The sequence below is a fragment of the Arthrobacter sp. Dra40 genome, from assembly GCF_059091905.1.
Map to the genome: position 1 here is coordinate 1 of NZ_JBNHHB010000110.1, position 17,997 is coordinate 17,997.

Below are 17,997 nucleotides of genomic sequence, written 5' to 3' on the forward strand. Positions count from 1 at the left end.
GACCCTCGGTTCGGCGCCAATTACGGCGGTGAACATGGGGCGTCATTTGTCCGGGACGCCATGAAGGTTTATGCCGACAATCATTTGGCGTAGCCTCCCTGCGTACGGCGGAGCAACGTCTCCCGGTGCCGATGGCGTGCCTGGCGGCTGTTGCCGTGGGGGCGTGCACCGGGTCCTCTTCCTGACTCCCTCACACCTTCGGTTACGGGTGTGGTGGCCCCGGGTGTGGTGGCCCCGGGTGCGGTGGCCCCGGGTGCGGTGGTCACGGATGTTGTGGTCCCGGGCAGAGAGGGCGCTGTGGACCTGTAGGCGTGTCCGGTGGGGGTGGTGATTTCCGCCGCGTGCCGTGGCCCTTCGACCACCCTCGCGGACCAGCCGTCTGCTTCCTTCGTCTGGTTGCAGTACTCGCAAAGCCCCATACCGTTGTTCAGGGTCGTCTCGCCGCCGTCGGACCACGGGACAATGTGGTCGATGTGACGGACAGGGGCATCGCACCAGGGCTTTCGGCAGTACGCGTCGCGGGCCACGATCATCCGGCGCATCCCGTCGGGGAACTTTCGCGCCGTCGAATCCATCCCCAACAACTGTCCGGTCCCCGGTGCGGTATAAAGGCGGCGCACCCAGGTGTCCTCCACACTTCCTTGGACCACAGCCTTCTTCCGCTTCGCTTGGTCCCGGGCAGTCCTCCATCCCATCTCGGTCCCCGCCAGCGGCGCCTCCCGACCGGATCCACCGGCAGGCGGGCCGTTGCCCTGAGAAGCCTGGCCCGGCGGGCCCTGACCCGGCTGGCTGCTTTTGACGGCTGCCTGTTTTTGAGCAGCTTCCGACCGGCCTTGCGGGATGTGAAGCAGATTCCTGGCGTATCCAGCCGGGACGGTCCCGTAACCGCTTAGCCAAGCCGGTTCGGAGTCGCCGCGGAGCAGGGCCCGGTCGGTCATCACCAACTGGATCTCCAGCCTGGCAGGGTCGGCGGTGCTGCGGCCGGTGACGCGTTCGAAGACGGTATCAGCCATGATCTGCCCCCGCGATCTGTCCCCGGCGTTGCGCAGCCGGTCCGCTTCCTTGACCAGCGCGGTCATCATGGCCACGCCCTGGACAACGGGCAGCAGGGTACGGACCGAGACCATTGTGTCGGGTTCCGGTCTTGACGAGACGTGCCGGTCGGCTTCGGCCTTCGCGGCGCGGTTCACGACCGAACACGGGTCCAGCCGGTAGGCCAAGCGCTTGGCTTCGGCCCGCAGGGCCCTGTTCCCGAGCCCGTGCAGCCGCTCCCAGTTCCCGGCCAACTCCCGGTCCACGCTGGCCCGGTCCTCGGGGATCAGGCACTCGGTCTCCTGCACCAGGATCTCCGCCCGGTACTCATTGAGCTTTCCGGCCGCGAGGGCGGCGAGAGTGTGGGGCATCTGCCCGACCAAGGCTTTGGACAGGTTGAGCAGGACCGCCGCACGGTGCGGGGATTCCCGCCTGGCCAGTCCGATTTGCCCGGCCACACCCTTGCCCTGTCGTTCAGCAAGGATCCCGGCGGCGGCCCGGCCGGCACGAATTGACTCGTCCAACGCGGCCTGGGCCCTCGCTTGCGCCGCGGCTGCCGCGGCCTTCAGGTCCTCCAGCGCCGCAATCCGGTCGACCAACTCCGTGGCGGAAGCTTCACCGTGCAGCGTGGTCAGCGAAGCGGCCGACAAGGCGATAGCAGCAGCATCGAGGACAACGGCACTAGCGCCTGCACCGTCACTCGCGGTGGCACAAGTGCAGGCACCTGCCGGGGTGACGGCACTGGAACCGGCCCCGGCTGGTGAATGTTCACGCACGGTTCCGGCGCCGGGCGCTTGACCCGCCGTGAGTCCGGATGCTTCTTTGTCGAACATACTCATGACCCTATGAGGATTGCTTCGTGGCCAGTACCGAAGAACGTCCGTTTGGGGATGATGGATCGCGTATCGCGCCTGTGGAGGAGAGGTACCGCCGGCAGAACGAGGAGGCGGCCGGAACCGGTAAGGACGCCGAGCCGCAGCAGGTAAGGAGGAGGCGCCTGAAGCCGGTAAGGAAGCCGGGCCGCAGCAAGTAACGGAGAGGCGGGCGGAATCGGAAGCAGGCCGAAGCCGGAAAGAGTCGGAACCCGACCCGCGGAAAACGGAACCGGCACCGAACAGCCGGTACTATCCGGCCACTCCCGCCTTGCGTAACTGGCAGGCTTCGACGAACGGCTTGAGCAATGCCTGGAGTTGGCCGTCCGGTGACCCGGGATCTTCAGGATGCCACTGCACAGCAAGCAGCCACCCTTCATCGGGCCGGGCGAGCTCAACTGCTTCCACGACGCCGTCGGCCGCGGTCGCCACCACGCGAAGCCGGTCACCCAGCCGGCGGATTGCCTGATGATGGCCCGACTGGACCGTCACATCATCGGTGCCGAGCGCCGCGGCCAGCAGGCTGTCGGGAGCGACGCGCACTGGATGGCCGGCCATGGGCGGCCGCGTCCGATGGATTTTATGGAACGACTCCGGTCCGAGGTCCTCCACGAGCGAGCCAGCGAAGGCGACGTTGATCAGTTGGAGTCCTCTGCAGATGCCGAGAACCGGCCGGCCATTCTCGATGGCGCCCTTGACCAAGTCGATCTCGGTCTCATCCGCGGCCGTATCCACGGCATGGACGGTAGGTTCGTCGGTGTCGCCGCCGTAGCGGGCGGGATCTACATCGCCGCCGCCCAGGATGACGACGCCGTCGTAATCGAGCGCGCTGAAGACGCGGCCGGAGGCGGAATTGACGATGACGGGGTCCGCACCGGCCGCTCTCAGCCCTGCGGCGGCATGCTGGGCCAGCCCGGCCAGGACCTCCGAGAACCAGGCGGGGTGAGACGGTGCGGCCTGGACGTAGCTAAGGGCAATGCGGGGCTTTGCGGTCCCGCCGCCGGAGCGCTCGACGGCGGGGCTCGCCACGGCGGGTTCCTCACCGCCCGTAAAAGGCGCGCGGACAACACCCCGGCGGGCACCGTCGTCGTCCTTCACCGGGAGCGACACAGCGGCTACGCGGGGTAGAGAGGATTGTGGCCGGCGGTGACGCGTTCGGATTCGCGCACGGGGCCGGGCGCTGTGCCGCTTCCGAAGGGGCTGCCGCCCAGGGCTTCGCGGCCGTGCTCGGTCAGCCAGCCGGAGAGGTCCGGGCCCTGCGGGACGATCCGGGTGGGGTTGATGTCCTCATGCACGATGTAATAGTGCTGCTTGATCTGCATGAAGTCGGTGGTGTCGCCGAAGCCCGGGGTCTGGAACAGGTCGCGGGCGTAGCCCCACAACGCTGGCATCTCGCTCAGCTTGTTCCGGTTGCACTTGAAGTGGCCGTGGTAAACAGCGTCGAAGCGGGCCAGCGTGGTGAAGAGGCGGACGTCGGCTTCGGTGATGGTTTCCCCCATCAGGTAGCGCTGGTTGGTGAGGCGCTCCTCGAGCCAGTCCATGGCGGTCCAGAGCCGGTCGTAGGCGGCGTTGTAGGCTTCCTGCGAGCCGGCGAAACCGCAGCGGTAGACGCCGTTGTTGACCTCGGTGTAGATGCGCTTGACCACCGGTTGCATCTCCTCCAGTTTGTCGGCAGGCAACAGGTCGGGAGCGCCCTCGCGGTGATGGGCCTTCCACTCTGTGGAGAAGTCCAGCGTCATTTGGGGGTAGTCATTGGTGACGACGGCGCCGCTCGCTTCGTCCACCATGGCCGGCACGGTGATGCCGCGCGGATAGTTCGGGAAGCGCTTGAAGTAGTTTTCCTGCAGGCGCTCGGTTCCGAGGACCGGGTCGCGGCCGTCGGGGTCCAGGTCGAAGGTCCAGGAGCGGGCGTCGTGGGTGGGACCGGGCAGCCCCAGCGAGATAACATCTTCCAGCCCGAGCAGGCGCCGCACGATGATGGTGCGGTTGGCCCAGGGGCAGGCACGCGCCGCCACCAGCCGATAACGGCCCGCCTCCACCGGCCAGGCCTTGGCGCCGTCGGCGAGGCCTCCGTTCGGATTGCCGATGGTGCCGCCGGTGGGGCCATTCGAGGCGCGGACCGCTTCGGGATCGGCGACGATCCGGTCTTCGATGTAGGTGGTGTCCCGGTCGAATTCCTCGCCGCTTTGAACGTAGGCGCCCTTGGTGCTGAACTGTGCCGTGTCGCTGCTCTGGCTCATGTCTCCACCATATCGGCTGACCGCCTGCTGTGGGGGTGGAGTTAACACCGGTGGGCGGGCCGGCGGTCCCAGGTCGCTAGGGCGCGGGGCCGCTGCGCTGTCAGCCGCGCATTCTGTGCAGCAGTAAGGCAACGTGCAGCGAGCTTCGGGACTCAGCGTCGTCGAGGGGGACGCCGAGTTGTTCCTGCAAGCGCGCCAGCTTGGCATAAAGGGTAGGACGGCTCAGGTAGCCGTTGCGTGCGAGCTGCGCCTTGTTCCCGCCCGAGTCCAGGTACCGCTGCAGCAAATCCAACGCGTCGCTGTCGTGGATGACGGCGGCCAGTTCGGCGTCGGCAAAGGCTGCCACGCGGGGATCGTCGCGCAGCATGGACAGCAGCCCGCGCAGCCGCACGTCGGCGGAACGGTAGAACCGTTTTCCGGTGCCGAGTCCTGCCGCAGATTCAGCCACGTGGGCGGCTTCATCCAGCCCCGCCGCGGCAGCCAGCAGTTCCGGCCTGCCGCGGCCGACGCCTACGGTCCAGTCGGCGCTGGTTTGCTCGGCCAACTGGCCGCACAGCCGCTCCAGCGCCGGGTCTTCCAGCTGCCGGGCCGGTACGGCCACCAGCAGCCCGATGGAGCCGGCCTGCAGGCTGGCGGCAAGGGCCGAAATCCGGGCGCCCGCCAGGACGCCGTTCAGCAGGTCCAACAGCGCCCGCTCGCGCCGCTGCAGTTCGATCGGTTCTTCGCTGTGAGGCCGCGCCAATTGCAAAACCACCGGCAGGTAGACGGGAGCCGACGCCAGCCCGAGCGCTGCCGCGCGTGCCACGGCTTCAGCCTCCTCCAGGGCACCCGGACGGCGCAGTTCGTGCAGCAGTCCGGCCCGGGCCTGGTGGCCGAGCTCGCGTTGGTCCCGTTCTGCCATGCGGTTGATGGTCAGGGCCTGGCCTGCCCGCTCCAGCACCATGGCGGCGTCGGCATCGTCGGTTGCGGCATGCCCGGCCGCGACCTTCGCGGGCGGCTCGTCCCTTGGTTCGCCCGCCACCGGCACCACCAAGCGGCCCCAGCGCTGGCCGCGCAGTCCCACCGGCGCCTGCAGCCACCCTGCTGAGCCGGCACGGACCGTCTCCTCGCGATAATGCACCAGGCGCGACCGTTCGGCCCAGCCGTTGAGCAGTTCCGAAGCGGGCACGCCGGCCGGGGCGAAAGCGAGCACCAGATGCGCCACGTCTTCCAGCACCACGGGGGCACCGATCAGTTCGGCGGTCCGGGCCACAATCTCCTCCGGCGGGGCGTTCTCCAAGCTGAGCATGGTGAAAACCTCGTGCACCTGGCGCGACCGCTCCAACTGCGCCAGCTGCCCGGCCACCAACATGCGGTGCACCACCTCGGTGACCTCCACGAACCGGATGCGGCGGGTGACCAGGATGACCGGGAGGCCGGCGGTGCGGCCGGCCTCACGCAGTGCCGCGGCGGCCTGCGGCCTTTGCTCGGTGATCTCGACGACGACGGCGGCGGCCCCTGCCGCTGCCAGCTCGGCGAGGTAGCGGGCGGCCTCTGCGGCAGAGTCCTCGAACGCCAGCCCGGTGGTGAGGACCAGTTCGCCGCCTTCCAGCAGACCGGCAAGACTCTTCAGCTCGGCCACATGCACCCATCGGACAGGCGTGGCCAAGGCGTCGGCGCCCGAGAGGACTTCGGGTCCGCCGACCCGCACCACCTCGAGGTCGAGTACATCCCGCACGTTCAGCTGCATTGACACAGTGTAAGTGGCAGGGCTGTTATTTCGACAGAGTGTCAGTAGCACCGGCGCATGAAGCGCCGGACGATAGGGGAAGACCCCACGCGCACCTCCTCGGTTCACCGCAGGCTGTGTGCGTGCAATAACGAGAAGCCGCGAAAGAAGGAGCACCATGCAGACCACGCAGCACTGGATCGATGGAACCTACACAACCCCTGAGGTCGACGGTCGGCTGGGTGAGGTGGCCAACCCGGCCACCGGCAAAGTCTCCTCCCGCGTGGCCCTGGCGAGCACCGCCGTCGTCAATCAAGCAGTGGAGGCAGCGGCGGCGGCGTTTCCCGCCTGGCGCGACACCTCGTTGGCCCGCCGGGTGCAGATCCTGTTCAACTTCCGCGAACTGCTGAATGCGCGCAAGGGCGAGCTGGCCGCGATCATTACCGCTGAACACGGCAAGGTGTTGGACGACGCGCTCGGCGAGGTGTCGCGCGGGCAGGAAGTGGTGGAGTTCGCCTGCGGCATCCCGCACCTGCTCAAGGGCGGCTACACGGAGAACGCCTCCACCAAGGTGGACGTGCACTCGATCCGGCAGCCGGTGGGCCCGGCGGCGATCATCTCGCCGTTCAACTTCCCCGCGATGGTGCCCATGTGGTTCTTCCCGGTGGCGATCGCCAGCGGCAACACCGTGGTGCTCAAGCCCAGCGAGAAGGACCCGACGGCTGCCAACTGGATGGCCGAGCTGTGGAAGGAAGCCGGGCTGCCGGATGGCGTGTTCAATGTGGTGCACGGTGACAAGGAAGCCGTGGATGCCCTGCTGGAGCACCCGGAGATCAAGTCTGTGTCCTTTGTCGGATCGACGCCGATCGCCCGGTACGTGTACGAGCGCGGCACGGCTTCCGGCAAGCGCGTGCAGGCGCTGGGCGGGGCGAAAAACCACATGCTGGTGCTGCCGGACGCGGACCTGGACCTGGCCGCGGATGCAGCAGTCAACGCCGGCTACGGCGCGGCCGGCGAGCGCTGCATGGCGATCTCCGCGGTGGTGGCCGTGGAGTCGGTCGCGGACGAACTGGTGGCCAAGATCGCCGAGCGGACCGCCAAACTGCGGGTGGGCGACGGCCTGCGCGGCACCGACATGGGCCCCCTGATCACGGCGGCTCACCGCGACAAGGTGGCCGGCTACATCGCGGCAGGTGCCGAAGCCGGCGCCGAACTGGTACTCGACGGGCGCACGGTGGAGCCGGATGCCGAAGGTGACGGCTTCTTCCTGGCCCCGACGCTGTTCGACCGGGTGACGCCGGAGATGTCCATCTACACGGATGAGATCTTCGGACCGGTCTTGTCAGTGGTGCGGGTGCCGGGCTACGACGAAGGGCTGGCGCTGATCAACGACAATCAGTACGGCAATGGCACAGCCATTTTCACCAACGACGGCGGTGCCGCCCGCCGCTTCGAGAACGAGGTGCAGGTGGGTATGGTGGGGATCAACGTCCCGATCCCGGTGCCGATGGCGTACTACTCGTTCGGCGGCTGGAAGAACTCGCTGTTCGGCGACAGCCACGCGCACGGATCCGAGGGCGTGCACTTCTTCACCCGCGGCAAGGTCGTGACCACCCGCTGGCTGGACCCGAGCCACGGCGGAATCAACCTGGGCTTCCCGCAGAACGTCTGAGAGGAGAGACAGATGACCACCACCACAGGCACACCATTGAGCTCCGAGGAACTGGAGGCCGGCCGCCGGGCATATGAACTGGACCGGAAGCATGTATTCCACTCCTGGTCCGCGCAGGAACTGATCACGCCCTTGGTCATCACCCGGGCGGAAGGTTCCTGGGTGTGGGACGGCGAGGGCAACAAGCTGCTGGACTTCTCCTCGCAGCTGGTCAATACCAACATCGGCCACCAGCATCCCAAGGTGGTGTCCGCCATCCAGGAACAGGCCGGATTGCTGTGCACCATCGCGCCGCAGCACGCAAACGCCGCCCGTTCCGAGGCCGCGCGCCTGATCGCCGAGCTGACGCCCGGGGACCTGAACCGCATCTTCTTCACCAACGGCGGGGCCGACGCGGTGGAACACGCGGTGCGGATGGCCCGGCTGCATACCGGCCGCTACAAGGTGCTCTCGGCCTACCGCTCCTACCACGGCGGAACCGCGTTGGCCGTCAACATCACCGGCGACCCCCGGCGGGTGGCCAACGACTACGGCAACGCCGGCACCGTCCATTTCCATGCCCCGTTCCTCTACCGCAGCCAATTCCATTCCACCGACGAGGCGCAGGAATGCCAGCGCGCTTTGGAGCACCTCGAAACCACCATCCAGCTGGAGGGCGCCGACCGCTTCGCCGCGATCATTCTGGAGTCCATTCCGGGTACCGCGGGGATCATGATGCCTCCCCCGGGTTACCTGCAGGGTGTCCGCGAACTTGCCACCAAGTACGGCATCGTGCTCATCGCCGACGAGGTGATGGCCGGGTTCGGCCGTGCCGGCAAGTGGTTCGCCATCGAGCACGCCGACGTCGTGCCGGACCTGCTGACTTTCGCCAAGGGCGTGAACTCCGGCTACGTGCCGCTGGGCGGGGTGGCGATCTCCGAGGAGATTTACGCGACCTTCGCCAAGCGCGCGTACCCCGGCGGCTTGACCTACTCCGGGCATCCACTCGCCTGCGCTGCGGCTGTGGCCACCATCAACGCGATGCGGGACGAAAAGATGGTGGAGCATGCCGCCTCGTTGGGCGAGGACGTGTTCGGTCCGGGCCTGGCGGAACTGGCCGCGAAGCATCCGTCGATCGGTGAAGTGCGCGGCGTCGGGGCGTTCTGGGCAGTGGAGCTGGTGCGGGACCGGGCCACGCGGGAGCCACTGGCACCGTACGGTTCCTCCAGCCCCGAGATGAACGAGCTGATCGCTGCCTGCCGGCAACGCGGGCTGCTGCCGTTCGCCAACTTCAACCGGATCCACGTGGTTCCCCCGCTGAACATCAGTGTGGAGGATGCGCAGACCGGCCTGGCCATCCTGGACGAGGTGCTGGAGGTGGCAGACGCGCACTCCGAGGGCTGACGGCTGCGCAAGACGGCGACCCTTCCGATCGCGTGGAACTCGCCCGTATAGGCACGGCCGGGAAGGGTTGTGGGCTTTCGCGCCGCCAGCCTTGTTGGCAACTGTCCCGTACAAGCCCTCCGGGTAGGCCTTGGTAGGTTGTTCAGAGCCACAGATACCTAAAGCTAGGAGAGCCAGGCGCGCATGGGCATTCATTGGGACCGGTTGGACGAGCGGTTGCGTGCGCAGGTGGAGGCCAACACCGCGCAGTACGAGCGGGTGCGCCCGGCGCTGGCAACCGTCACGTCCCAATTGCAGTCGGGCATCCGGGACATCTTCCGCACTGCCGAACTGACGCCTCTGTTCGTCACTGCCCGGACCAAAAGCGTTGCATCGTTCCGGGACAAAGCGTCCCGGATGCTGCAGCCTGCCGAACCGGGTGGTGCCCCGGCGCTGGAGTTTCCGGATCCCTTGCGAGAGATCCACGATCTGGTCGGCGTCCGGGTAATCGTGAGCCTGCCTCACGAAATCCGGGAGGCCGCAGCATTGATCAAGCGGCAGCGCAGCGACTTCGACTGCCGTGCCGACCGGGAGAAGGACATCGGCTCGATCGAGTCCGGCACCTACGGCTACGCCAGCCGCCACCTGATCATGCGCACACTGCAGAACAACACGGTAAAGGCCTACCAGCAGGCTTTGGGCGAACCGGCCCGCGCCACCGGCAGCTACCTCTTCGAGGTCCAGATCCGTACGATCCTTTCACACGCGTGGTCGGAACTGGAGCACGATATCCGCTTCAAGTCTTCAGATCCGCGGGCCTGGAGCCCCTATTTCGACCGCCAGTTCACGGCTACGGCCGCCATGTTGGAGGCAGTCGAATCGGCCTTCGCTGAACTGCACGAGCGCTACGAAACGGTGACCGGATACTGGGACGAAGAAGGGGAAGGTGCGGCGCCGCTGACGCCCCGCCGGGTGCGCGAAGTCTGGCAGACGCTGCTGCCGCACGTGGACCGCAAGTCCGACGACGACTGGGGCTGGGCGGCAGAGCTGCTGGCCGCGCATGGACTGAAGACCACCACCGAGTTGGCCGCGTTGTTGAATCCGGAAACCATCACCGACGTCCGCGCCGCCTTGGAGCACCGCTACTCCCCCGGCCCGGACCGGCTGCTGGATGACCTTCTGCTCTGGCGGTTCGGCCGTCGCCACATCGAGCTCACGGCAGGCGAGGACGTACACCGGCGCGAGTCGCTGCAGCGCCGGTTCCGGCAGCTGGAGACGTACCGCTTGGGGATGTAGGAGCCCTCCGGCACCGGACACGGTGGTTATAGGCGCTCACGCTGTGAAGGCGAAGCGATCCCGTCCAACCAGCAGTCCGGCTGCTGCCTGCAGCACGGAGATGGCGCACAGCAGCGCCAACGAGATTTCCCACGCGCCGGACGCGGCAAAGAACCCGCCGAAGATCGGCGGGCCGGCCGCGGCCAGGAGGTAGCCGACCGACTGGGCCATGCCGGAGAGGGCGCCGGCTTCGCGGTGGGTGCGGGTGCGTAAACCAAAGAGCGACAGTGCGGTGACCAGGGAGCTGCCGCAGCCGAAGCCTGCCACCAACACCCAGAACAGCATGATCTGTGGCATCAGCATGATGCCCAGGACTCCGGCCACCACGAGCAGCGGCGGCAGGGAAGCGGCGAGGCGCTGTGTCTGTCCGCGCAGGGCCACCGGTGTCAGCAGGCTGGACACCACGCCGATCAGCTGGAACAGCATTAGGTCCCAGCCGGAAGCCAGTTCGCCGCGGCCGTGGAAGCGTTCCAGGGAGGGCAGCCAGGTGATGAGAATGTAGAAGGTCATCGACTGCAGGCCCATGTACAGCGTCACTTGCCAGGCGAGTCCCGACTTCCACACCGAGCCGCGGACCAGGGCCGGGGCAGCTGCCGCGGCGTGCGCTCCTTCTCCGGCTGCGTTGTGGCGCCGGAGGCGGGGCAGCCACAGCAGCACGGCCGGCACCGCCAGCAGCACGAAGGCGACCAAAGCGAAGCGCCAGCCTGCCGGTTCGCCGCCGAAAGGAACGCGCGAAAGCGGCACGGCGAAACCTGCACCGAGGGAAGCACAGCCGCCGAGCACCGCCGAATAGGCGCCGGTCAGCGAGGCCATGCGTTCGGGGAAATCGCGCTTGAGCAGCGCAGGCAGCATCACGTTGCAGACCGCGATGGCGGCTCCGATCAGGAAGGTGCCGATCCACAAATTCGCGATGGTGCCCGGGATGGGTCGCAGGAACGTCCCGGCGACCAGCAGCACCAGCGAGCCAAAGACGGTGCGCTCAACACCAAACTTCTCGCTGAGGCCGTGCGCCAGGGGGGACACAGCGCCGAAAGCCAGCAAGGGCACCGCAGCCAGGAAGCCCAAGGCGGTGGCGCCCAGTCCGGTGTCGGCACCGATTTGGTCCAGCAGCGGGCCAACGCCAGTCAGCACGGGGCGCAGGTTGGCGGCAACCAGCAGGATGCCGGCAATCAGCACTGCGGCCGACAAGGTCCGGCTGGATCCACGTGTTTTCACCCCGACACCCCCTTCAACGATAGGTAGTCTCAGGCAACCTTATGCGACAGGTCACACCAAGGGGCACCCATGGCCGCTCGTGAAGATCCTGCGAAACCGTTGACAAAGACCCGAGCCGCCTGTGTCATAAGTGAAACCCATTCATTTTCCGGCAGCGGCCGGGTCAGAGGAGCGGCCATGGCGGCAGACTGGATTTTCCACTCCGGCAGGATCTTCGATGGCTTCCGCCTGCACCCGACGGCCACGGCCGTGGCTGTCACGGACGGAAAGATCAGCGCTGTGGGCACCGACGCCGAAACCCGGACAGCGGCGGGACCGCGAGCCACCGCCGTGGACCTGCACGGCCGGCTGCTGGTGCCCGGTTTCACGGACGCGCACGTGCACGCGGTGATGGCAGGGCTGGAGCGGCTGGGCTGTGACCTGTCGATGTGTACCGGGGCCGATGCTGTGCTGGCCAGAATTGCGGAATTCGCATCGGCCAGTACCGGCGAGTGGATCACCGGCGGGGGTTGGCACAAGGCAGACTTTCCAGGCGGCTATCCCACCCGGCAGGCCCTGGACGCGCTGATCCCGGACCGCCCGGTCTATTTGGTCAACGCAGACCACCACAGCGCGTGGGTCAACAGCCGCGCGTTGGAGCTGGCCGGGGTCGATGCGGCAACCCCCGACCCTGCGGACGGCGTGCTGGAGCGCGATGCCGCCGGCGCTCCGGGCGGGACCCTGCACGAGGGCGCCATGGATTTGGTCAACCGGGCCATCCCCCGCGCCACGGTCGACGATATGCGGGGCGGGCTGCTCGAGGCCCAGCGCTATCTGCACTCGGTGGGGGTGACCGGCTGGCAGGAGGCAATTCTGGGCGACTATGCGGGCTATCCGGAGGCCAGCGCGGCCTACCGCACGCTGCTGGACGACGGTCTGCTGACCGGCCGGGCGGCAGGGGCCCTCTGGGTGCCGCGAAGCACCACCCTGGAGTCGGTCCCGGATCTGGTGGCGGATTTGCAACGCCGCCGGGAGCGGAACACGGCCGCCGGTTTCCGCACCACCAGCGCCAAAATCATGGTTGACGGGGTACCGGAAAACCGGACCGCCGCCATGTTGGAACCGTATCTCCAGCAGTGCGCCTGTGCAGGCGCCGCGGGGAACGATGCCGCCGCATCCGAGGACCGCGGCCTGACCTACCTCGCCCAGGATGTACTGGTTGCCGTCGTGACGGCGCTGGACGCGGCCGGCTTCGACCTGCATCTGCACGTGATCGGCGACCGTGCCGTGCGCGAGGGGCTGGATGCCGTCGAGCGGGCCAGGCAGGTCAATGGACGCGGTACCGGCCGGCACCACATGGCGCATGTGCAAATCATCCACCCCTGGGACGTCGCCCGCTTCGGGGAACTGGACGTCACCGCCAACCTCCAGGCGCTGTGGGCGTGCAACGATGCGCAAATGCGGGAGCTGACCGTGCCCCTGATCGGCGAGGAGCGCGCCGGCTGGCAGTACCCGTTTGGTTCGCTGGCGGCGGCCGGTGCGCGGCTGGCGATGGGGTCGGACTGGCCGGTGTCCACGCCGGATCCGTGGCAAGCCCTCCATGTGGCGGTGAACCGCCGGCACCCTGAGGACGGTTCGGACGGGCCGTTGCTTCCGCGCGAGGCGCTGTCCCTGGAGACTGCCCTGGCGGCGTACACGTCCGGCTCGGCCTGGCTGAACCGCCAGGACGACGGCGGCCGGATCGTCCCGGGAGCGCGGGCCGATCTGGCGGTGCTGACCGTTGACCCGTTCACGCTGCCTGCCGCCGAGCTGCACACGGTCGGCACCGATATGACCTTTGTGGCCGGTGCACCGGTCTTTGAGCGGCAAGGAGTGCGGGCATGAAAACTTTCTACGACCGGGCCGAAGAACAGGTTCCGGATTCCCGGCTCGACGCCGCCTTGGCCGGGGCCTCGCATCTGCCGTACTGGCTGGACGATCCCTCGCGCCCGGCAGCGGAGCCGGCGTTACGCGGCACCACAACGGCGGACCTGGCAGTGGTCGGCGGCGGCTATACCGGATTGTGGACCGCGCTGATGGCCAAGGAACGCGATCCGGACCGAGCGGTGGTGCTGCTGGAGGGCAACCGAATCGGCTGGGCCGCGTCCGGCCGCAACGGCGGATTCTGCGAGGCCAGCCTGACCCACGGCAGCGCGAACGGGCAGAAGCACCTGCCGGGTGAGCACGAACTGCTGGACAAACTCGGCCTGCAGAACCTGGACGAGATTGAAGAGACCTTGGCCCGGTACGGAATCGACGCCGGCTTTGAGCGCACCGGCACGTTGTCAGTGGCCACCGAAGAGCACCATGTCGCCTGGCTTGCCGAGGAGGCCGCCGAGGACCCGGACCTCGAGTTCTTGGACCAGTCAGCCGTGCAGCGGACCGTTGCCTCGCCCGCCTATCGCGCAGGTGTGCGGGACCGGCGGGGGACAGCACTGGTGCACCCGGCCAAACTCGCGTGGGGACTGCGCGACGCCTGCCTGGGCGCCGGCGTCGAAATTTATGAACACACGCCGGTGCGCTCCTTGTCCCAGCGGGCGGGAAAAATGTTGCTGCGCACCGATGCCGGCGCCGTGACCGCCGAACGGGTCGCGCTGGCGACCAATGCCTTCCCCTCGCTGCTGGCACGCACCCGGCTGCATACCGTCCCGGTCTATGACTATGCGCTGGTGACCGAACCGCTGACCGTTACGCAGCGGCAATCGCTGGGCTGGTCGGAACGGTTTGGCATTTCCGATAACGACAACCGGTTCCACTACTACCGCCTGACCACCGACGCGAACGGGCAGGACCGGATGCTGTTCGGCGGCTACGACGCCGTCTACCACTACGGCAGGGCGCTCAGGCACAGCCACGACCACCGGCCGGAAACCTTCCGGCGCCTCGCCGCCCATTTTTCCGCCACCTTCCCGCAGCTGGCGGACGTACGCTTCAGCCACGCCTGGGGCGGCGCGATCGACACGTGCAGCCGCTTCTTCTCCTTCTTCGATACCGCTTACAGCGGCCGCGTCGCCTACTGCGCAGGGTTCACGGGCCTGGGGGTTGGCGCGTCGCGCTTCGGAGCCAACGTAATGCTGGACCTTCTCACCGGCCGGGCGACCGAACGAACGAACCTGCAGTTGGTGCGCAGGAAGCCGCTGCCCTTCCCGCCCGAGCCGTTCGCTTGGCTCGGGATCAAGCTCACCACCGCGGCCATGGTCCGCGCCGACCGCAATCGGGGACGCCGCGGCCCCTGGCTGAAAGCCATGGACGCGGCCGGCATGGGCTTCGACTCATAAAGGAGACAAGGATGCACCAGTACATCGGCGGCCACTACCGCGAGGGCCGCGGAGAGCATGCCACCCGCGTCAGCCCGGCCACCGGAGAGGCAGCAGAGACCATTCGCTATGCCTCGGTGACCGATGTGAACGACGCCGTGGCGGCAGCCACCGCTGCCTTTCCGGACTGGGCGGGCGCGACTCCCGCCGATCGCTCGGGCGCCCTGCTGAACCTGGCGGCGGAGCTGGACCGCAGGGCCCCGGAGTTGGCGGCCCTTGAGACCGCGCAGACCGGCAAGAGCATCCGCCTGGCGGCCGGATTCGACGTGCCCGGAACCGTGGACAACGCGGCGTTCTTTGCCGGCGCGGCCCGCCACCTGCAGGGCGTGGCGGCGGGCGAGTACGGCACCGGGGGCACCTCGATGATCCGGCGCGAACCGATCGGCGTCGTCGGGTCGGTGGCACCCTGGAACTACCCGCTGCAAATGGCGGCGTGGAAGATCCTGCCCGCGATTGCCGCCGGCAACACCATCGTGCTCAAGCCCTCCGAACTCACCCCGGGCACCAGCCTGGTCTTCGCAGAGGCCGCGACCGCCGCCGGCATACCCGACGGCGTGGTCAACATTGTCACCGGGACAGGGCGGGACGCGGGCGAAGCTTTGGTGACCCACCCGGATGTGGCCATGACGTCCTTCACCGGCTCCACCGCCGTCGGCCGCCGCATCATGGTGCTGGCCGCAGAGCGTGGAAACCGCGTGCACCTGGAGCTTGGCGGGAAGGCACCGTTCGTGGTGTTCGACGACGCGGATCTGGAGGCCGCGGCGCACGGAGCGGTGGCGGGCTGCACCATCAACGGCGGCCAGGACTGCACTGCCGCCACCCGGGCGTACATCCAGCGGCCGCTGTTTGACGCCTTCACGGCCCGGGTGGCCGAGCTGATGGAACAGGTGGTGCTGGGCGACCCGACCGAGGAGGCCACCGACCTGGGCTCGCTGATCAGCCGCGCGCACCGGGACAAGGTGGCCGGTTTCGTGGACCGGGCGCGGGACGCAGGGGCGAAGGTGCTGGCCGGCGGCGCGGCACCCGGCGATGATTTGGCGGCCGGGGCCTATTACCGCCCCACGCTCGTCACCGGCGTCGGACAGGACGCGGAAATCGTCCGCGAGGAGGTCTTCGGCCCGGTACTGACCGCGATCCCGTTCGATACCGACGACGAGGGCCTCGCGTTGGCCAACGACACCCGGTACGGGCTGGCTGCCTCCGCCTGGACCAGCGGGCTGCAGCGTTCACTGCGTGCCTCGGCCGAACTGCAGGCAGGCTGTGTCTGGATCAACGACCATATTCCGATCGTCTCCGAGATGCCGCACGGCGGGTACAAGGCTTCCGGCTTCGGCAAGGACATGTCCGCCTATTCGCTGGAGGACTACACCAACATCAAGCACGTGAGCCTGAGCCGCGACCCGGTTGCGCACAAGGACTGGCAGGACACGGTGTTCCGTTACCGCGGCTGACCCCGCTCCCGAGCTCACATCTGGGGGCGCCGGAACGTCTGCACGGGAGAGAATGGAAGCGGACGAAGGAGCGCCATGAACCGCGTGCACACCCTCATCGACACCCCGGTCGGCGAGTTGACGGCCGTCGCCGAGGACGGCTCCCTGACCGCGCTCTACTTCCCCAGCCACAAGCGGTTGCCGGACCCCGCCACCTTCGGCGAGCGCAGGCCCGTCGGCCGGGAACCGATTTTTGAAGCGGTGACTGCGCAGCTGGCAGAGTATTTCGCCGGCGGGCGCAAAGAGTTCGACCTGCCGCTGGCGCCGAAGGGCGACCCGTTCAAGCTCAAGGTGTGGGCGCTGCTGGCGCAAATCCCCTACGGCCAGACCCGGTCCTATGGCCAGCTGGCAGCCGCGCTGGGCGATCCGCATCTGGCGCAGGCGGTGGGCCATGCCAATGGTCAGAACCCGCTGTCGATCGTGGTGCCGTGCCACCGCGTGGTCGGAGCGGACGGTTCCTTGGTGGGCTACGCCGGAGGCTTGGAACGCAAGCGGTTCCTGCTGGAACTGGAGGAGCCGGCCGAGATGAAAGCCGGCAAGCTTTTCTGATGCGGCTTCCCTCACGGAACGCGCCCGGCGAACGTCTACCCGGTGTGCAGATGAAACCCTTCGAGCAGCTGGTGATGGACCACGGGCGCACTGTGCTGCGTGTCTGCCGGGCGGTGCTCGGCCCCGGCGCCGACGCCGAGGACGCGTGGTCGGAGACCTTTTTGTCCGCGCTCAGGGCCTACCCGGAGCTCCCGCTTGATGCCAATCATGAGGCGTGGCTGGTGACCATCGCTCACCGCAAGGCCATCGACGTGGTCCGGCGCCGGGCGCGTGTCCCGGTGCCCACCGAGCATCTGCCCGACAGGCCGTCCTTGGTGGGGATCCCCGGCAACCACGACGACGACGAACTGCGCCAAGCCGTCGCGGCCCTGCCGTTGCGCCAGCGCGAAGCCGTGGCGTTGCATTACCTGGGCGGACTGCCGTATGCAGAAGCCGCCGAACTGACAGGGTCCACCACCGATGCCGTCCGCCGTGCGGCCGCCGACGGCATGGCCAAGCTGCGGGCGCTGTACCTGGGTGGCCGGCAAGAGGCCACGGGGGCGGCAATCACCGGAAGCGGGGCTGCTGCCCCAGACATGAGCGAAGGAGTTTTGCGATGACTGCTGCACAATCTGCTGCCTGGCACGGCGCAGCGCGGGACGCCGCGGCACAGACCAGGGCAGCCCGGGACGCGGCCACCGGGCCCGGGCTGGACGTGCTGACGCGCCTGAATCCGGTGCTGCTCGACCGGCTGCACACCCGGCTGGAACATGAGTCGGCTGCCGACGGCATCCTCGACCTGGCCTACACCACCGCCGAAACACCCATCGGCACGCTGCTGCTCGTTGCCACCGAAGAAGGCCTGGTGCGCGTGGCCTTTGAGAGCGAGAACCACGACGACGTGCTGGCCCGCCTCGCGGTCTCTGTCAGTCCCCGGATTCTGCGAGCGCCGGCCCGGCTGTCCGGGGCTGTCCGGCAACTGGACGAATACTTCGCGGGCCAGCGGCGCTCGTTCGACCTTCGGCTGGACCGCCGGTTGTCCAGGGGTTTCCGGGCGGACGTCCTCCGGCACTTGCCCGGGATCCCCTACGGCCGGACCGAAAGCTACGCACAGGTGGCCGCCGCCGTCGGGAATCCCAAGGCCGTGCGCGCCGTGGGCAGCGCCTGCGCCACCAACCCGCTGCCCGTCGTCGTGCCCTGCCACCGCG

General features: G+C 68.1%; 15 protein-coding genes. 10 read left to right on the forward strand and 5 right to left on the reverse strand.

Annotated elements, in window-relative coordinates:
• Positions 1 to 80: 80 nt before the first annotated feature.
• Positions 81 to 1,865 carry an HNH endonuclease gene (locus AC5RWT_RS25420; RefSeq protein WP_494082617.1) on the reverse strand — a complete coding sequence of 595 codons (1,785 nt, stop codon included), beginning with the start codon at positions 1,863 to 1,865 and terminating at the stop codon, positions 81 to 83.
• A gap of 26 nt (positions 1,866 to 1,891) precedes the next feature.
• On the opposite strand from AC5RWT_RS25420, the gene AC5RWT_RS25425 reads away from it, so the two are divergent.
• Positions 1,892 to 2,065, forward strand: a complete 174-nt coding sequence (locus AC5RWT_RS25425) for a hypothetical protein (protein WP_494082618.1) — start codon at positions 1,892 to 1,894, stop codon at positions 2,063 to 2,065.
• Positions 2,066 to 2,156: 91 nt separating this feature from the next.
• On the opposite strand, the gene AC5RWT_RS25430 is transcribed toward AC5RWT_RS25425, so the two are convergent.
• From AC5RWT_RS25430 to AC5RWT_RS25440, 3 genes are all read right to left on the reverse strand, one after another.
• Positions 2,157 to 2,933, reverse strand: a complete 777-nt coding sequence (locus tag AC5RWT_RS25430; RefSeq protein ID WP_494082619.1) for a gamma-glutamyl-gamma-aminobutyrate hydrolase family protein — start codon at positions 2,931 to 2,933, stop codon at positions 2,157 to 2,159.
• A gap of 86 nt (positions 2,934 to 3,019) precedes the next feature.
• Positions 3,020 to 4,144: a glutathione S-transferase family protein gene (locus AC5RWT_RS25435; protein WP_494082620.1), complete on the reverse strand. Its 1,125-nt coding sequence runs from the start codon at positions 4,142 to 4,144 to the stop codon at positions 3,020 to 3,022.
• 100 nt (positions 4,145 to 4,244) lie between these two features.
• Positions 4,245 to 5,873 (reverse strand): PucR family transcriptional regulator, encoded by a 1,629-nt coding sequence (locus AC5RWT_RS25440; protein ID WP_494082621.1) that lies wholly within the window; start codon positions 5,871 to 5,873, stop codon positions 4,245 to 4,247.
• A 157-nt stretch (positions 5,874 to 6,030) separates the two neighbouring features.
• Here AC5RWT_RS25440 and AC5RWT_RS25445 point away from each other — a divergent pair, with 157 nt between their 5' ends.
• The 3 genes from AC5RWT_RS25445 (at position 6,031) to AC5RWT_RS25455 (ending at position 10,182) form a co-directional block, all read left to right on the forward strand.
• Complete coding sequence (locus AC5RWT_RS25445; protein ID WP_494082622.1) at positions 6,031 to 7,524, forward strand: CoA-acylating methylmalonate-semialdehyde dehydrogenase; 1,494 nt, start codon at positions 6,031 to 6,033, stop codon at positions 7,522 to 7,524.
• A gap of 12 nt (positions 7,525 to 7,536) precedes the next feature.
• Positions 7,537 to 8,907, forward strand: a complete 1,371-nt coding sequence (locus tag AC5RWT_RS25450) for an aspartate aminotransferase family protein (protein ID WP_494082623.1) — start codon at positions 7,537 to 7,539, stop codon at positions 8,905 to 8,907.
• Between the two features lie 183 nt (positions 8,908 to 9,090).
• Positions 9,091 to 10,182, forward strand: coding sequence for a GTP pyrophosphokinase (locus AC5RWT_RS25455; RefSeq protein ID WP_494082624.1), 1,092 nt, complete (start codon positions 9,091 to 9,093; stop codon positions 10,180 to 10,182).
• A 36-nt stretch (positions 10,183 to 10,218) separates the two neighbouring features.
• Here the strand turns inward: AC5RWT_RS25455 and AC5RWT_RS25460 are convergent, their stop codons facing one another.
• Positions 10,219 to 11,436 carry an MFS transporter gene (locus AC5RWT_RS25460; protein WP_494082625.1) on the reverse strand — a complete coding sequence of 406 codons (1,218 nt, stop codon included), beginning with the start codon at positions 11,434 to 11,436 and terminating at the stop codon, positions 10,219 to 10,221.
• Positions 11,437 to 11,613: 177 nt separating this feature from the next.
• Between AC5RWT_RS25460 and AC5RWT_RS25465 the strand changes: the two genes are divergently transcribed.
• From AC5RWT_RS25465 to AC5RWT_RS25490, 6 genes are all read left to right on the forward strand, one after another.
• Positions 11,614 to 13,299 carry an amidohydrolase gene (locus AC5RWT_RS25465; protein ID WP_494082626.1) on the forward strand — a complete coding sequence of 562 codons (1,686 nt, stop codon included), beginning with the start codon at positions 11,614 to 11,616 and terminating at the stop codon, positions 13,297 to 13,299.
• Positions 13,296 to 14,732 carry an NAD(P)/FAD-dependent oxidoreductase gene (locus tag AC5RWT_RS25470; protein WP_494082627.1) on the forward strand — a complete coding sequence of 479 codons (1,437 nt, stop codon included), beginning with the start codon at positions 13,296 to 13,298 and terminating at the stop codon, positions 14,730 to 14,732. Before AC5RWT_RS25465 ends, AC5RWT_RS25470 begins: the two co-directional genes overlap by 4 nt.
• Positions 14,733 to 14,743: 11 nt before the next feature.
• On the forward strand, positions 14,744 to 16,222 hold the full coding sequence (locus AC5RWT_RS25475; protein WP_494082628.1) for a gamma-aminobutyraldehyde dehydrogenase: 1,479 nt from the start codon (positions 14,744 to 14,746) through the stop codon (positions 16,220 to 16,222).
• A 75-nt stretch (positions 16,223 to 16,297) separates the two neighbouring features.
• The gene (locus tag AC5RWT_RS25480; protein ID WP_494082629.1) at positions 16,298 to 16,810 is read left to right on the forward strand and encodes a methylated-DNA--[protein]-cysteine S-methyltransferase; all 513 of its coding nucleotides are present in this window, start codon (positions 16,298 to 16,300) and stop codon (positions 16,808 to 16,810) included.
• Positions 16,810 to 17,409 carry an RNA polymerase sigma factor gene (locus AC5RWT_RS25485; RefSeq protein WP_494082630.1) on the forward strand — a complete coding sequence of 200 codons (600 nt, stop codon included), beginning with the start codon at positions 16,810 to 16,812 and terminating at the stop codon, positions 17,407 to 17,409. Before AC5RWT_RS25480 ends, AC5RWT_RS25485 begins: the two co-directional genes overlap by 1 nt.
• Positions 17,406 to 17,997 (forward strand): methylated-DNA--[protein]-cysteine S-methyltransferase (locus tag AC5RWT_RS25490; protein WP_494082631.1); only part of this gene is annotated, 592 nt, incomplete at its 3' end. The genes AC5RWT_RS25485 and AC5RWT_RS25490, both read left to right, overlap by 4 nt.

Excerpts from the sequence above, each read along its gene's own strand:
- AC5RWT_RS25420 (WP_494082617.1), bottom strand. The coding sequence starts at position 1,865 with ATGTTCGACAAAGAAGCATCCGGACTCACGGCGGGTCAAGCGCCCGGC.
- AC5RWT_RS25435 (WP_494082620.1), bottom strand. The coding sequence starts at position 4,144 with ATGAGCCAGAGCAGCGACACGGCACAGTTCAGCACCAAGGGCGCCTAC.
- AC5RWT_RS25440 (WP_494082621.1), bottom strand. The coding sequence starts at position 5,873 with ATGCAGCTGAACGTGCGGGATGTACTCGACCTCGAGGTGGTGCGGGTC.
- AC5RWT_RS25445 (WP_494082622.1), top strand. The coding sequence starts at position 6,031 with ATGCAGACCACGCAGCACTGGATCGATGGAACCTACACAACCCCTGAG.
- AC5RWT_RS25450 (WP_494082623.1), top strand. The coding sequence starts at position 7,537 with ATGACCACCACCACAGGCACACCATTGAGCTCCGAGGAACTGGAGGCC.
- AC5RWT_RS25455 (WP_494082624.1), top strand. The coding sequence starts at position 9,091 with ATGGGCATTCATTGGGACCGGTTGGACGAGCGGTTGCGTGCGCAGGTG.
- AC5RWT_RS25465 (WP_494082626.1), top strand. The coding sequence starts at position 11,614 with ATGGCGGCAGACTGGATTTTCCACTCCGGCAGGATCTTCGATGGCTTC.
- AC5RWT_RS25470 (WP_494082627.1), top strand. The coding sequence starts at position 13,296 with ATGAAAACTTTCTACGACCGGGCCGAAGAACAGGTTCCGGATTCCCGG.
- AC5RWT_RS25475 (WP_494082628.1), top strand. The coding sequence starts at position 14,744 with ATGCACCAGTACATCGGCGGCCACTACCGCGAGGGCCGCGGAGAGCAT.
- AC5RWT_RS25480 (WP_494082629.1), top strand. The coding sequence starts at position 16,298 with ATGAACCGCGTGCACACCCTCATCGACACCCCGGTCGGCGAGTTGACG.
- AC5RWT_RS25485 (WP_494082630.1), top strand. The coding sequence starts at position 16,810 with ATGCGGCTTCCCTCACGGAACGCGCCCGGCGAACGTCTACCCGGTGTG.